Raw genomic sequence first — 14960 nt, forward strand, 5'->3', positions numbered from 1 at the left:
ATGATAACAACAAAAATGTATAGTTAATTTTATTTGTTTTATTTGGTTTTATGTTTGTTTTTGATGTGGTTTATGATAGGATAAATGTATGAAAACGCTTAAAGAAGATTGATGGAGGGTGAAGAATGATTACAAACGTTAAAAAGGTAAAAAACCTCTGGAATGAGAACGAAGCATCCAGATTTAAGACCGGCGTAGAGCAGCTTCGCTATCGTTCCAACCTGCTGGGGCAGGACCGTTCGGTATGCAACTGGGGCGGTGGGAACACGTCACTGAAAACCACGGAAAAAGACTTTCGCGGCAGAGATATCGAAGTAATGTGGGTGAAGGGGAGTGGCTCGGACCTTGCGACCATGGAAGAAAAACACTTTACTGCTTTGAGCATGGAGGATATCCGCCCGTTAATGGAGCGCGAAGAAATGCCGGACGAGGAAATGGTAGCGTACCTGCGTCACTGCATGATCGACCCGGGTCATCCTCGTTCATCCATCGAAACGCTTCTCCACGCTTTTCTGCCTTTTAAACACGTGGATCATACGCATCCGGATGCCATTATTAGTATTTGCTGCGCAGACAACGGCAAGGATATTGCCCGGGAAATATTCGGGGACCGTTTTGTCTGGGTGCCATACGTACGTCCGGGATTCACGCTGTCCAAAATGATCGCCGAAGGCGTGCAGAACAATCCGAATGCAGAAATGGTGCTGATGGAAAAGCACGGCCTGGTGACATGGGGAGAAACCTCGAAGGAAAGCTATGACCAGACGATCGAAGTGATTCAGGAAGCAGAAGACTACATTGTAAAAACGCAGGAAAGTCAACAGACTGTGTTTGGAGGCGAACATACGAAGGCGCTGCCGGAGGAAGAACGAAAAGCACTGCTTGCCGGAGTCATGCCGGTTATTCGAGGAGCAGTAAGTGACCATAAAAAAATGATTCTTTCGTACTCGGATGACGAAGCGGTGCTTGAATTTGTGAACAGTAAAGATGCACCTGAGCTTTCTCAGGTGGGGGCAGCCTGCCCGGACCACCTTGTGCACACGAAACGAACACCCCTGTTTGTTGACTGGAAGCCATCAGAGGGCCAGGACGCTCTGGCTGAAAAAGTAAAAGCAGGAATCGAGACATACAAGCAGGAATACACCAAGTACTTTGAAAGAAATAAAAATGAAGGCGACACAATGTTTGAGCCGGCACCGCGCGTCATTTTAATTCCAGGCGTGGGCATGGTCAATACCGGCAAGGACAAACGGATGGCCAACGTTAGCGGAGCACTCTATCACCGGGCGATTGCTGTCATGAAAGGAAGCACGGCTCTCGGATCGTTCGTTTCCCTGTCGGAAAATGAATCCTATAACGTGGAGTACTGGCCGCTCGAGCTGTATAAGCTTTCACTTGCTCCGCCGGAAGCAGAGTTCTCGAGACAGGTGGCATTTATTACTGGAGGAGCCGGGGGAATCGGATCGGCAGCCTGCCGGGAATTGCTTGGAGACGGTGCTCATGTGGTGATTGCCGACTTGAACGCTGACGGAGCTAAGGAAAAAGCCGACGAATATACGCGGGCCTACGGAGAAGAACGAGCATATGATGTGGCAATGGATGTCACCTCTGAAGAAGCTGTCGCGACTGCTTTCAAGGAAGCGGCTCTGCAGTACGGAGGAGTTGATATCATCGTCAACAATGCGGGCCTTGCTTCTTCCAGCCCGCTTGATGAAACAACACTGAAGCAGTGGCAGCTGAATATGGACGTGCTCGGCACCGGCTACTTTTTGGTGGCCCGTGAAGCGTTCACTCAGATGAAGGCCCAGGGGACTGGAGGAAACATGGTATTTGTCGGATCTAAAAACTCAGTATACGCCGGGAAAAACGTGGCAGCCTACAGCTCGGCCAAAGCGCTCGAAGCCCATCTTGCCCGCTGCATCGCAGCCGAAGGCGGGGAGTACGGTATCCGTGTGAACTCTGTTCTGCCGGACGCCGTGCTGCAGGGATCGAAAATCTGGTCCTCTTCATGGAAGGAAGAACGGGCGGCGGCCTACGGTATTGATCCAGACGAGCTGGATGAACACTACCGTAAACGCACAACGCTTCTCGTTAATATTTATCCGGAGGATATTGCAGAAGCGATTGCTTTCTTTGCTTCAACGAAATCAGAAAAAACGACCGGGTGCATGCTGACCGTAGACGGCGGTGTGCCGGCGGCCTTTACACGCTAAACAAAGCAGGGAGCTGCCTTCCGGAGAACCCGGTGGCTTGCCCCTTTTGAAAAAAGAAGAGAGACAGCGGAACGGCACTGGTGCGGTCCGCTTTTGAAATAGAGATAGGAGGATAACACATGAGTGATCGTCATTATACATTATTTGAAGAACAGCAGCAGGCAAGGGGCATTGATCTCGAAGCGGTGAAAAAGAAGCTGCAGAAGCTGCAGGTTGAAACCCCTTCCTGGGGTTTTGGAGATTCCGGGACCCGTTTTAAAGTATTCCAGCAGGAAGGCATACCCCGCGATCCTTTTGAAAAATTAGAGGACGCCGCCCAGGTGCACAAGCACACCGGTTCAAGCCCTTCAGTGGCGATTCATATTCCGTGGGATAAAGTAGATAATTACAAAGACTTGAAAACGCATGCAGAAAGTCTTGGTGTAAGTATTGGAGCAGTGAACCCGAACCTGTTTCAGGATGACGATTATAAATTCGGGAGCCTGACCAATACGGATCCGTCGATCCGCCGGAAGGCGCTCGATCATCTGCTTGAATGCATTGACATCGCCCGGAAAGTAGACTCTAATGTGTTAAGCCTCTGGTTTGCCGACGGCACCAATTATCCGGGACAGGCGGACTTTCGTAAGCGGAAAAACTGGATGCTTGAAGGGCTGAAAAGCATGTATAGCGAACTGGATGATTCGATGCGCATGCTGATTGAATACAAGTTTTTCGAACCAGGATTTTATCATACTGATTTTGCAGATTGGGGTATGGCATTTAACGCAGCCAACAAACTTGGCAGCAAAGCGGAAGTGCTGGTGGATACCGGACACCATCCGCAGGCGACTAATATTGAGCACATTGTGGCATACCTTCTCGATGAGCAGAAGCTGGGCGGTTTTCACTTTAACAGCCGCAAATATGCAGATGACGACCTTATTGTCGGTGCCCATGATCCGTATGAAGTATTTTTGATTCTTCAGCAGATTGTGCAGGCTGAGGAGGATCCGGATCCGGCAGTTCGTCAAAACGCCGAAAGCATCGCGTATATGCTTGACCAGTGCCACAACCTGGAGCCGAAAATCCCGGCCATGATCCGTTCAATTGAAAACGTTCAGACAATGTATGCCAAGGCGTGCCTGGTGAATTTGGAGGAGCTGAGAAACGCTCAGGAAAAACAGGACGTTCTCGGTGCCGAACGCGCGATCCGGTCTGCCTTTGAAGCCGACGTTACACCGCTGCTCGAAGCTTTTCGCGAAGAAGCAGGAGCTTCGGTGAAGCCGATGGACGCTTATCACGCCAGCGGCTATGGGGAAAAAATTCTCTCCCGCGGCAAGGGTGGTGCCAGCTGGTGAGTGTACTCGCGTTCGATTTAGGGGCAGGCAGCGGAAGAGCCGTGCTTGGCTGGATCGAAGCCGGGCGGCTTGAAACCATGGATGTGCACCGCTTTAAAAATGAACCGGTACGGGTAAACGGTCGGTTTCACTGGGATATCTACCGCATTTTTCATGAATTAAAAGAAGGCATTCGTGCAGCTTACGAAGAGCGGCAGGACATTGAAAGCATCGCCATCGACAGCTGGGCGGTCGACTTCGGCTGTGTAGGGCAGGACGGAGAGCTTTTGCGCCACCCTTATCATTACCGGGATGCTCATACAGATGGAGTGATGGAGCAGGTAACGGAGCGTATCGGTAAAAAATTTATTTTTGAACGCACCGGCATTCAGTTTCTGCCGTTCAATACCATTTACCAGCTCGAAGCGATGGTAAAGGCTGATTCCCCGGCTTTGAAGGAAACACGGACGCTCTTAATGATTCCTGATCTCCTGCGCTATTTTTTAACGGGAGAAATGAAAAGCGAATTTACTAATGCGACCACTACTCAGCTGTTTAACCCCCGGACGATGGACTGGGACGAAGATCTGTTAAAGGCCATCGGCGTGCCCAGGGAATGGATGGCTGAGGTGGTGATGCCGGGCACACGGGTGGGAGAGCTGCGTGAAGATCTGCAGCAGGAGCTGCAGGTACCGGCAATTCCTGTGTATACAAGTGCCGAACATGATACTGGAGCGGCAGTAGCCGGAGTTCCGGCGGCATCTTCTTCGTTTGCCTATTTGAGCTGCGGCACCTGGTCGCTGATGGGCACAGAGATTGAAGAACCAAATACAACTCCGGAAGCGTTTGAATGGAATTTCACGAACGAAGGCGGTGTGGAACGGACCTTCCGTCTGCTGAAAAATATTATGGGGCTGTGGATTTTTGAGGAGTGCCGCCGTGCCTGGCGCGGCGATGATGCTTCCCATGAAGCGCTGCTTGCACAGATGGAGGAAGCGCCGGCCTTTCAGTCTTATATTGATCCGGATGACCTTCAGTTTCTGCACCCGGCAGACATGCCTGCCCAAATTCAGGAGTACTGCCGGGAGAGCGGCCAAAAAGTACCTGAAACCAAAGGGGAAATTGTGCGGTGCATTATGGAGAGCCTGGCCATGAAATACCGGCACGTGCTCGAGCGCACGGAGCAGCTTTCCGGCCAGTCTTTTTCAGGACTGTACATGGTGGGTGGCGGCATTAAAAATACCTATCTATCCCAGTTTACGGCAAATGCACTAGGGCGTAACGTGTGGGCCGGGCCGAAGGAAGCAAGTGCCCTCGGTAATATTACGGTGCAGCTGACCGCTGCCGGGAAAATCAAAGACCGGCACGAAGCGCGCAGCTATATTCGCAAAGCAGTAGAAGTAAACGCCTTTTCCCCGAAAGAGCACACTGCGTGGAATACGGAATACGAGTTGTTCTGTGAAAGGACAGGACTTGGAAACGGTTTGTCCAAAGCAAAAAGAGCGTAATGAGGAAGGTCTCCGGAGTTCTGGTCCGGGGGCTTTTTTGTACAGAACAGGAAAACCGTATATACTATATGTAAACGATTACCAAAAGGAGATGAAGCTATGAATATTGCGCTGCAGCTTTACACGCTTCGAAATGAGCTTGAAGAGGATTTTATTGGCACACTCCAGCAGGTGAGATCCATGGGATACAAAGCGGTGGAGCTGGCCGGCCAGAACGGCGGCTTTGGTACGGAAGAGCTTGCGGGGACGATGAAGAATATTGGCCTGCAAATAGTATCGAGCCATGTGCCGTTGGAGGAGCTTCAGGATGACCTGGATGGGGTAATAGAAAAGCATCTGGCGCTTGGATGCCGCCACATTGTCTGTCCCTACCTCGATGAAGAAAAACGTTTGAGTCTGAAGGCCTATAAGCAGACGGCGAAGGAACTAAACAGAATCGGAAAAGCGTGCCGGAAGGAAGGCATCACATTTTCGTATCATAACCATGATTTTGAACTGCTCCCGCTCGAAGGACAGCTGCCATTTGAAGTCATGCTTGAGGAAATGAAGCCGGAGCACGTGCAGGTGGAGCTTGATACATACTGGGTACAGAAGGCGGGGGAAGACCCTTTTGCCTGGATGGACCGGCTCAGGGACCGGCTTTCACTTGTGCATATTAAAGATATGACTGAAGACAGAGAGGAATTTTTTGCGGAGCTCGGCGAAGGGAAAATGGATATTGAGGCGATTATGAAAAAAGCAGAGGAGGCCGGGGCTTCCTGGCAGATCGTGGAGCAGGACGCCTCGCGGCGGAAGCCCCTGGAAAGCGTGCGTATAAGCATGGATTATATTCAGAAAACGTTTGTTTAAAGAAAAGGCAGCTGAGGAAGAGAACTATCAAGGAGGACGATAATTATGCCATCCGCTTTTGATATTTCAGATAAAACAGGCCAGGGTCTGGCCGTAGATGATTTTGTTGAACGCATGCGCCCAACGTACCGGGAAAAAATGGAGCCGTGGCAGGCCGCTTTCTCCTGGAATCATCACCCGGAGGACAAGCTGCTCGCCCTGCAGTCCAGGGATGATCTGCACTGCTCTATCCTTGCATCAGACTGGTGCGGGGACGTGCACCGGAACTTCCCGGTTATCGTAGAAGTAATGCGAAAAGCCGGTATCCCGGTGGAAGTGTTTATTCAGGAGGACCATCCGGATTTTATCGATCAATTCCGTACCCTTGGTGGCACCTCGGTGCCAAAAGTGATTGTTTCTGATGAACATGGAAAGGTTTATTTCAGCTGGGGGCCGAGACCCGCTTTTGTGCAGGAGCCAATGAAGTATTTTAAAAGCCTGGGGCTCACAGAAAATGATGAATCGTATGCAGATGAACGCTCGGCAGCATATGAAAGCATTTTTTCGAGATACGGAGACGATGCAGACTATCAGCGGCTGGTTGTTTATGAACTGACCAACCTGCTGGAGCAGAGCTGACGACCCTCATAAAAAAGCCCGTGCCTTTTCAGGTACGGGCTTTCTCTGTGCGGCGGAGTGTTGGTTCCAGCGTGAGCTCCACGTTTCCCTGGATGGCCCGGGAAATCATGCATGCCGTTTCCGCTTTTTCAATCAGCTTCTGTGCTTTTTCCATCTGCTTGTTGGAAGCTTCGGCATCAAGGGTGATCACTGGGCGGTGGATAATTTCTTTATACGTAAACACGCCGTTGGTGACATCCACGCGGCCTTCGCTCGTATGCGCCATGGAGGCAATCGGAAGCTCCGCGCGCTCAAGCATGGCACCGAGCGTGATGATATAGCATGTGGCTGCGGCGCCCAGGAGCATTTCATCAGGATTTGTGCCAATGCCCGGGCCGTCCATTTCTTCAGGAATGGAGATATCCGTTTTCAGCTGTCCGGCATCAATAGAGCCGACGGCGTTACGGCCGCCGGGCCAGTCTGCCGTTAAATGAAAGTGTTCAATTGCCATAACTTATCCCTTCTTTACATAAAGTCTTTCCTTGAGGATAAAAAATAAAAAAAGGAAAAGCAAAAAAAGTGCCTGCAACAGGTTTCAAATAACAGGAAAAGGTTTATGGAAGAGTATGCTGAAAAACGGGAGGCTTATACATGCAGAAGGTATTACTTACAGGAGCAGCAGGTACAATCGGTACCGTACTCAGAAGCTATCTATCGAAGCGTTTTGACCTATTACTGACAGATGCGAAAGCTCCGGAGGATTTAACAAGCGAAGAAACATTCATGGAGGCGGATATCACCGACAAATCGGAGGTCCGTGAGCTGATGCAAGGGGTGGATGCAGTTATTCATCTGGGAGGTATCCCGGTTGAGGTGGACTTTGAATCAATTGAGCAGGTGAACATAAAAGGAACGTTTCACGTGATGGAGGCAGCAGCCGAGGCAGGCGTGGAACGATTGATTTTTGCCAGCAGTATCCATGCGGTCGGCTTTTATCCGGCGGACGAATGGGTGGACGAAGCCTCACCAGTGCGACCCGACACGCTGTATGGCGTCAGTAAGGCATACGGGGAGGCACTCGGACGTTATTATCACGAGAAATTTGGGTTGAAGGGCATTGGGGTGCGTATCTGTAATTTTCAGGACCGGCCGGCATCCGGATACGATTTGGAAAACTGGTTCAGCCCCCGCGATGCTGAGCGCTTATTTGAAGCGGCACTCACATGCGCATTGCCGGAGTATCTGATTGTTTACGGCATTTCAAACAACACCCGGGCGAAATTTAAAAATACCCGGGCAAAAGAAATAGGCTACGAGCCACAGGAGAATGCCGAAGACTACGCCGGTGAAGTGGAGGCAGGGAGCCATCCGAAAAAGGGAGGAGACTTTACGGCGAAGGACTTCGGAAAAGAGAATGGACGGTGAGACGGATGCAGGAAGCAGAGCTGAAGATTTTAGGGGTCGAAGACGCTGAAGCCTACGCAGAGCTTAGAATGCAGGCCCTGGAGGAGAATCCGGAGGCCTTTGCTTCCACCCTCGAGGAGGAAAGACAGCATCCGGATCTGGTCCGGAAATATAAAGAAAGGCTAAAGGGAAGTCAGTCTTTTACATGGGGCATCAAAGCCGGAAACGAGCTTGCGGGTGTCATCACCCTGCTCCCGATGCAGATGAAGAAGCTTCAGCACAAAGCGACGATTCTGGCTATGTATGTAAAGCCTGCATTCAGGGGGTGCGGGTTTGGAGGCAGACTCGTAGAAGCTGCATTGAAGCAGGCAGATAAAGACGGGGTCGAACAGGTGCAGTTAACCGTCGTGAGTGGAAATGAGCATGCGCTTCGCCTGTACGAAGCCTGCGGCTTCTCTGTTTTTTCGACAGAAAAAGAAGCGATGAAAACAGCAGACGGCTACGAGGATGAGCACTGGATGGTCTGTTTTTTAAAATAGCTCAAGCCGCCAGGCTTTGTTTCTATTTTCGCAATCATGGGAAGAACGAAGCAGGAGGGATTACAATGAAAATTCAGGCAGCTGTCGTCAGTGAAGAAGCTGGCGCCATTCAGCATAAAGAAGCAGAACTCGATGAACCGAAAACAGGAGAAGTGAGAGTGAAAATTGCTGCAGCCGGTATTTGTCATACCGATCTCGGCGTGCAGCAGCAGGAGATTCCGACACCGCTTCCGATTGCTTTAGGGCATGAAGGAGCGGGCGTGGTGGAAAAGGTCGGTGACGGAGTCCAGGACGTAGCACCCGGCGACCACGTGGTTATCACATTTTCACACTGCGGCACGTGCCGTAACTGCCGGGAAGGACATCCCGGGGCATGTGAAAATTTTAATGCCTTAAACTTCGGCGGCACCATGAACGACGGCACCCGCCGTCTTCACAGTGGAGACAGTGAAGTGTCTTCTTTGTTCGGGCAGGGATCGCTTGCCACCTACGCTGTGACACCCGTCAATAATGTGGTAAAAGTCAGCCGTGACGTAGATATCCGTCTGCTTGGACCCTTAGCCTGCGGTGTCCAGACTGGTGCAGGCACGGTGCTCAGCCGCCTGAACGTAGGCGTTGGCGATACGATAGTCATTTTTGGCTGCGGAGGAGTCGGTATGAGTGCCGTTATGGCCGCACATCTCGCCGGTGCTCTGCAGGTCATTGCCGTAGACGTCAATGAAGAACGTCTGGAGATGGCGAAAGAGCTCGGAGCAACGCACACCATCAATGGGAAAAACGAAGACGTCGTTGAAAAAGTGAAGGAGTGGACCAATGGCGGGGCAGATTATGCGCTTGAATCCACCGGAGTGGCTGCCCTGGCAAAACAGGCGATGGATGTGCTCCGCTATAAAGGGGAGTCGGCCGTCGTCGGAGCTGGCGCAGACACTGAATTTCATGTGCACCAGAACTTCATCGTGCCAAACGCCACCATGTCAGGTGTCGTAGAGGGAGATGTCGTGCCGAAGCTGTTCATTCCGATGCTTGTCGAATATTATAAACAGGGTAAATTTCCTTTCGATAAATTGATCACCATGTACCCATTTGAAGAGCTCGAGCAGGCCCTTGAAGATATGAAAGCAGGTAAAACGATCAAGCCAGTAATCACATTTGAATAGCAGATGGAAGCTGCGCAGATATGCGCGGCTTCTTCTTAATGTAAAAAAGGAGGTTTCACATGGAACGGATAGCGATTGATATGGATGAAGTAACGGTAAATACGCTGCCAACGCTGCTACATAGGTTTAATAAGGATTACGGGCACAGTGTTACTGTTGAAGACCTCAAAGGCATGAAGCTTGAAGCGCTGCATCCGGAGCTTCATGATGAGATAAAAGCTTATTTCTACGAGCCGTCTTTTTTTCGTCATCTGCAGGTCATGGACGGGGCCCCGGACGTAATCGAACAGCTTGCCAGACAATATGAAGTGTTTATTACGACAGCAGCGATGGAATTTCCACCATCATTTGCGGCAAAATATGAGTGGCTGAAACATAATCTTTCTTTTTTGGGAGACATGAATTTTGTATTCTGCGGCGACAAAAGCATCATTCATGCAGATTATTTAATAGATGATAATGCCAGACACTTCGAACGTTTTGCCGGCAAAGGGATTTTGTACACTGCTCCGCATAATGTTTATGACACGGCTTATACAAGAGTAGATCACTGGGAAGACATTCGGCGCTATTTTTTAACATAAAGGCCCTGATGTTCCGAAATTGAGAACTCAGGCACTGGCAGGAAGAAAAGCAGAGAAAGGTTGTTGTACAATAAAAAAAGATGTAGAGTAAACCAGTATGAAAAGCGTTCGTAGGAGAGAGAAGCATGCAGAATAAACAAACAGGAGAAAGACTGCGGCAGCGGGGACAGCATTTATCAACAGCACAGCTTGTCCTGCTGTTTGCCGGAATCATTATGCTCGCGGTCAATCTCCGGCCGGCGTTAACAGGCGTCGGACCGTTAATCCCGTTAATCCGGGAGGATATTTCCCTGACAAGAGGAACAGCTGGTTTGATTACGACCCTGTCGCTTCTGACATTTGCGGCAGTCTCGCCGATGGCCCCAAAAATCGGATCAAAAATTGGGCACCAGCGGGCTTTGATGGTTGGTGTTCTCGTACTTATTGCGGGTATTGTCATGCGCTACGTGCCCGAAGCTGTTTTTTTATTTGCCGGGAGTCTGCTTGTAGGAGCGGGCATTGCAATGCTCAATGTGCTCCTTCCCGGTGTCATTAAGGAGTCATTTCCACATAATGTCGGTGTAATGACCAGTATTTATACGACTACGATGGTGTTAATGGCCGCCGTCGGATCAGGAGTGTCGGTGCCGCTTGCGTCCAGCGCCGGGCTGGGGTGGCAGTGGTCGCTTCTGTTCTGGGTCGTCCCTGCGGCAGCAGCGGTGCTGTGCTGGGGAATGGTGCTGAAGAACAGGCAGCTTCAGATGCCGGGCCGAGTGAGAGTCGTAGAGCGAAGCAATTCTGAAGGATCAATTTGGAAGTCTCCGCTTGCCTGGCAGGTGACATTGTTTATGGGCCTGCAGTCCATCGGCTTTTATGTGACCATCACCTGGCTTCCGGATATTTTAAATAATCTTGGAAACATGCCTCTTGCAGCTGCGGGCTGGCTTGTGGCCCTCATGCAGATCGCAAGTCTTCCAGCTACATTTTTAACGCCGATTCTTGCCGGAAGATTCCGTAATCAGCAGGGCATTATTGCCGTGATCGGTGTGATTGCGGTGCTCGGCCTGGTGCTGCTTATGACAAACACATCACCGTTCATGCTCACGATCGCGGTGCTGTTTATCGGCCTCGCGCAGGGCGGAAGCATCAGCCTGGCGCTTGCTTTGTTGAGCATCCGCGCTTCGACGCCGCAGCGGGCTGCAGATTTATCCGGAATGGCCCAGTCGGTAGGTTATTTTATGGCTGCGCTCGGGCCGATCCTCGTAGGAGCTTCCTTTGATGCCTGGGAAACCTGGATGCCCGCCCTGCTTATTTTAATGGTTGTTTCGGTTCTGCAGATAGGCGCCGGCATGGGCGCCGGCCGCAACAAAGAAGTATAAACAGCCAAGGCTTTCCGGCAAGGAAAGTCTTTTTTATGTATCACAGATGTGTAAAATATACGGTTACGGGGTATCGCTATCAATGGAATAAAAAGAAAGGGGGAAACACGATGGACACGATTTCCATTATTGCGGTCGTTTCACTGGCGGCTGCCTTCATTTCTACTGTGATTGTCATTGCAGATCTCCGGAAAAACCCGCAGCCGATGATGGTGATGAATATTGTCTGGCCGCTCACCGTCCTGTATTCCGGGCCGCTCGGCCTGTTCTTCTATTACTATATCGGCCGGAAGGGCCACGGCGACAAGCCGATGTGGCAGTCCACGGTAGCCTCCACCAGCCACTGCGGTGCCGGTTGTGCACTCGGGGACATCGTCGGCATTCCGATTGTCGTCGCCCTGGGCTGGACCATCGCAGGCACCCGGCTCTTTGCCGACTATATCGTGGAATTTATCCTCGCCTATACGTTCGGGATTTTCTTTCAGCTGGCGTCTATTCTGCCGATGCATGACAACATGAGCAAAAGCCATGGCATCAAACAGGCTGCCAAGGCGGACACGCTGTCGCTTGTCGCGTACCAGATCGGCATGTTTGGTTTTATGGCGCTCGTTCATTTTGTGTTCTTTGCCACCCCGCCGAGCCCGGCCGGCCCGACCTTCTGGTTTATGATGCAGATCGCGATGGTGATCGGATTTTTAACCAGCTATCCGGTGAACTGGTGGCTCGTCGACAAAGGCATCAAGCACGCGATGTAAACAAAGGCAGAAGGCCGCATGGTCTTCTGTTTTTTTATGCAGATTTTGTCAGACTGGTCTGGGGATATGATAAGCTTATTTCATATAAGTAATGCAGTGAAGCATATAAAGGAGAGAGGATCATGCCGGCACGGTTAGCTTATCTGCTCGTCCTGGCTGGGGCGGCATTGTGGGGAACAACGGGGCTGTTTGTGCAAAACCTGTATACATATGGATTCACGCCGTGGGAGGTCGTAGGCATCCGCCTGATTTTTTCAGCGGTTATTATTACCCTGTTTTTAAGTGTTGTGGAGAGAAGCCTGCTGCGCATCCGCTGGCAGGATCTGCCGCTGTTTGTCGGCACGGGGATTATCAGCATTGCTTTTTTTAACTTTTTCTTTTTCTCCGTGATGGAGGTGTCCGGCATCTCTCTTGCAGTGGTGATGCTGTACACGGGACCATTGTTCGTGGCCGTTATTGCCAAGTTCGTTTTTAAGGAAGCGCTGACAGCCGGAAAAATAGCGTCGCTTGTGATAATGATTACCGGGTGCATGTACGCCGTGGGGCTGATCCCACTTGGCTCGGACAGCATCGCCGCAGCTGCTGTTCTGTTCGGAATTGCTTCTGGCTTCTTTTACGCCCTTTACAGCATTTTTGGGAAATTTTTAAGCGCCCGGTATCATCCGCTTACAATCACGACCTATTCCATGATCCTTGGCGGCCTGTTTTTACTTCCTGCAAGCCGTTTGTGGGAAAAGGCGGAAGTTTTTACGGAGCCCGGGGTATGGTGGAACGGCATCGGGCTTGCGGTGGCGGCAACAACGGTCGCTTATGTGGCATACACAGCCGGTCTTACTCACGTGGAATCTTCACGGGCCTCCATTCTTTCCATTATTGAGCCGGTAGTAGCGATTATAATTGGCGTAGCTGTTTTTGGGGATTCCTTTACGCTCTGGCAGACCATTGGCATTGTGCTCGTTTTTGTGGCGATTATTGCTACGGTTTATGGTGATACGCTGCTTGGAAAAATGCTGGGGAAAGCTTCTTTAAACCGGGAGTCTTAAATAAAAAATTTGCACTGCACGAGGAGGAGGCAGCATATGAACATACGCGTAATGGAATGGTTTACGGGAAAACCGGAAAACATCTCAGCCGAAGAAGAAAAGCCGGTATTCTCGGCTATTAATAAAATAAAGCGTTCCGAAGAGTCCCTGTATTTATCGGAGACTGGTCTGGAGGGAGACGAACAGGCAGATAAAAAGAGCCATGGCGGCCCGGAGAAAGCAGTTTGTGTATATCCATGGGAGCATTACGCCTACTGGAGCAGAACGCTCGAGGATGCACTGCCGCACGGAGGATTTGGGGAAAATATTACGGTACAGAACGGAGTAGAGGAGGATGTGATGATCGGCGATGTTTTCCGTTGGGGAGAAGCAGTCGTGGAAATCAGCCAGCCCCGGGAGCCCTGCTATAAAATTGCGAAGCGCCACGGCATTAAAAAACTGCCCCTTTACGTTCGGGAAACAAGCTATTCCGGCTATTATCTGCGGGTGCGCCAGGCGGGCACCGTAGAAAAACATCAGCCGCTGCGTCTGGAAACGAGAACGACCTCGTTAAGCGTCGCTGGCGTGAACCGGATCACCTATCATTCAGAAGATCCTGCAGAGGTTGAAGAAGCACTGGAATGTGCTTCTCTTTCAGAGGAATGGAAAAAGTCCCTGCACAAAAAGCTGAATAAGCTAAAAAATAAGCACTGACCCATAAGGGCCGGTGCTTATTTTGTCGCAGAAGGGACGTCGGCGCTGATTCGTTCGGCATGCGCATAAACATTAAAGGTAGAGCCCCGGATAAATCCGACGGCTGTAATGTTCAAATCATCTGCAAGACGGATCGCAAGGTTCGTCGGGGCAGATTTGGATAAAATAATACCCATGCCCATTTTGGCCGCCTTTGTCAGCACCTCGGAGCTTAAACGCCCGCTGAAAACAAGTATCTTATCGCGTACCTGAATGCCGTTCATCAAGCAGTGCCCGTACAGCTTATCGAGGGCATTATGCCGGCCGATGTCGGAACGGTCGACAATGATACCGTCTGTATCGCAGATGGCAGCGTTATGGACGCCGCCGGTATTTTTAAACACGACGCTGTTGTCCTGCATTTCCTTCATAAATCCGAGACACTGCTCCGGTGTCAGTGTACGTTTGGTCACAGCTGTTTTTGCGGTCTGGACATCGCTTTGAAAATAAAACTGGCGGCTTTTTCCGCAGCAGGAACCAATCACGCGCTTGGAGTAAAAGGAGGCTTCCTTAACCCGGTTGGAGTTGATGGAGACGTAGGCAAAGCCCAGGTCATCGTCGACAGAAATCGATTCAATCTCCCGGTAGAATAAGACGACTCCTTCGGATGCGAGAAATCCGACGATGAGCTCCTCCACGTGGGTGGGAGTGCATACAAGCGTTGCGAACTCTTCGTCATTTACGACAATTGTCATCGGCTTTTCCAGAGCGACCTGGTCTTCTGCTGCGTAAAGCCCCTCTTCCGGCGAGTAGGAGACGATAGGCTGGATGGCGGTGGAGCGGTCTGGCATAGGCGTACTCCTTTCAAAACCCGTGCCCGGCACGGAGGATAATTGTGTGATTATATTTTCATCGTACCATGAGAGACAAATTATACAGAAAAAAATGCACAAAAAGCCTGC

At 50.8% G+C, this 14960-nt stretch carries 15 protein-coding genes; 13 read left to right on the top strand and 2 right to left on the bottom strand.

The features are described 5' to 3' along the window. The first annotated feature begins 125 nt into the window (after positions 1 to 125). The 5 genes from SIC45_RS01440 to SIC45_RS01460 all read left to right on the top strand — a co-directional run bounded on the left by SIC45_RS01440 (position 126) and on the right by SIC45_RS01460 (position 6507). Positions 126 to 2213: a bifunctional aldolase/short-chain dehydrogenase gene (locus SIC45_RS01440; RefSeq protein ID WP_319630806.1), complete on the top strand. Its 2088-nt coding sequence runs from the start codon at positions 126 to 128 to the stop codon at positions 2211 to 2213. A 119-nt stretch (positions 2214 to 2332) separates the two neighbouring features. After that, the gene (gene rhaI / locus SIC45_RS01445) at positions 2333 to 3553 is read left to right on the top strand and encodes an L-rhamnose isomerase (protein ID WP_319630807.1); all 1221 of its coding nucleotides are present in this window, start codon (positions 2333 to 2335) and stop codon (positions 3551 to 3553) included. Then, on the top strand, positions 3550 to 5040 hold the full coding sequence (locus SIC45_RS01450; RefSeq protein WP_319630808.1) for a rhamnulokinase family protein: 1491 nt from the start codon (positions 3550 to 3552) through the stop codon (positions 5038 to 5040). The genes rhaI and SIC45_RS01450 overlap by 4 nt, the downstream gene beginning before the upstream one ends. A 99-nt stretch (positions 5041 to 5139) precedes the next feature. Further along, positions 5140 to 5889 carry a sugar phosphate isomerase/epimerase gene (locus tag SIC45_RS01455; RefSeq protein WP_319630809.1) on the top strand — a complete coding sequence of 250 codons (750 nt, stop codon included), beginning with the start codon at positions 5140 to 5142 and terminating at the stop codon, positions 5887 to 5889. A gap of 45 nt (positions 5890 to 5934) precedes the next feature. Then, positions 5935 to 6507, top strand: coding sequence for a thioredoxin family protein (locus tag SIC45_RS01460; protein ID WP_298784939.1), 573 nt, complete (start codon positions 5935 to 5937; stop codon positions 6505 to 6507). A 28-nt stretch (positions 6508 to 6535) separates the two neighbouring features. Here SIC45_RS01460 and SIC45_RS01465 read toward each other — a convergent pair whose 3' ends face one another. Then, positions 6536 to 6997, bottom strand: coding sequence for an OsmC family protein (locus SIC45_RS01465; protein WP_319630810.1), 462 nt, complete (start codon positions 6995 to 6997; stop codon positions 6536 to 6538). Between the two features lie 140 nt (positions 6998 to 7137). Here SIC45_RS01465 and SIC45_RS01470 point away from each other — a divergent pair, with 140 nt between their 5' ends. The 8 genes from SIC45_RS01470 to SIC45_RS01505 all read left to right on the top strand — a co-directional run bounded on the left by SIC45_RS01470 (position 7138) and on the right by SIC45_RS01505 (position 14019). Continuing rightward, entirely contained in the window at positions 7138 to 7911 is a 774-nt protein-coding gene (locus tag SIC45_RS01470) for an NAD(P)-dependent oxidoreductase (RefSeq protein WP_319630811.1), read from the top strand. 5 nt (positions 7912 to 7916) lie between these two features. Next, positions 7917 to 8429: a GNAT family N-acetyltransferase gene (locus tag SIC45_RS01475; RefSeq protein ID WP_319632908.1), complete on the top strand. Its 513-nt coding sequence runs from the start codon at positions 7917 to 7919 to the stop codon at positions 8427 to 8429. Positions 8430 to 8494: 65 nt separating this feature from the next. Then, complete coding sequence (locus SIC45_RS01480; RefSeq protein ID WP_319630812.1) at positions 8495 to 9586, top strand: NAD(P)-dependent alcohol dehydrogenase; 1092 nt, start codon at positions 8495 to 8497, stop codon at positions 9584 to 9586. 59 nt (positions 9587 to 9645) lie between these two features. After that, a complete protein-coding gene (locus SIC45_RS01485) occupies positions 9646 to 10170 on the top strand; it encodes a 5' nucleotidase, NT5C type (RefSeq protein WP_319630813.1) in 525 nt (174 codons plus the stop codon). 125 nt (positions 10171 to 10295) lie between these two features. After that, positions 10296 to 11528, top strand: a complete 1233-nt coding sequence (locus SIC45_RS01490; protein WP_319630814.1) for an MFS transporter — start codon at positions 10296 to 10298, stop codon at positions 11526 to 11528. A 110-nt stretch (positions 11529 to 11638) separates the two neighbouring features. Beyond that, entirely contained in the window at positions 11639 to 12283 is a 645-nt protein-coding gene (locus tag SIC45_RS01495) for a DUF4396 domain-containing protein (RefSeq protein ID WP_319630815.1), read from the top strand. Positions 12284 to 12405: 122 nt separating this feature from the next. Continuing rightward, positions 12406 to 13326 carry a DMT family transporter gene (locus SIC45_RS01500; RefSeq protein WP_319630816.1) on the top strand — a complete coding sequence of 307 codons (921 nt, stop codon included), beginning with the start codon at positions 12406 to 12408 and terminating at the stop codon, positions 13324 to 13326. Between the two features lie 36 nt (positions 13327 to 13362). Next, positions 13363 to 14019 (top strand): MOSC domain-containing protein, encoded by a 657-nt coding sequence (locus tag SIC45_RS01505; protein WP_319630817.1) that lies wholly within the window; start codon positions 13363 to 13365, stop codon positions 14017 to 14019. Positions 14020 to 14036: 17 nt separating this feature from the next. Here the strand turns inward: SIC45_RS01505 and fdhD are convergent, their stop codons facing one another. Next, a complete protein-coding gene (fdhD, locus tag SIC45_RS01510; RefSeq protein WP_319630818.1) occupies positions 14037 to 14849 on the bottom strand; it encodes a formate dehydrogenase accessory sulfurtransferase FdhD in 813 nt (270 codons plus the stop codon). Positions 14850 to 14960: the final 111 nt, after the last annotated feature.

The sequence above is a fragment of the Marinococcus sp. PL1-022 genome (assembly GCF_033845285.1).
In the GTDB taxonomy this organism is placed as follows: domain Bacteria; phylum Bacillota; class Bacilli; order Bacillales; family Marinococcaceae; genus Marinococcus.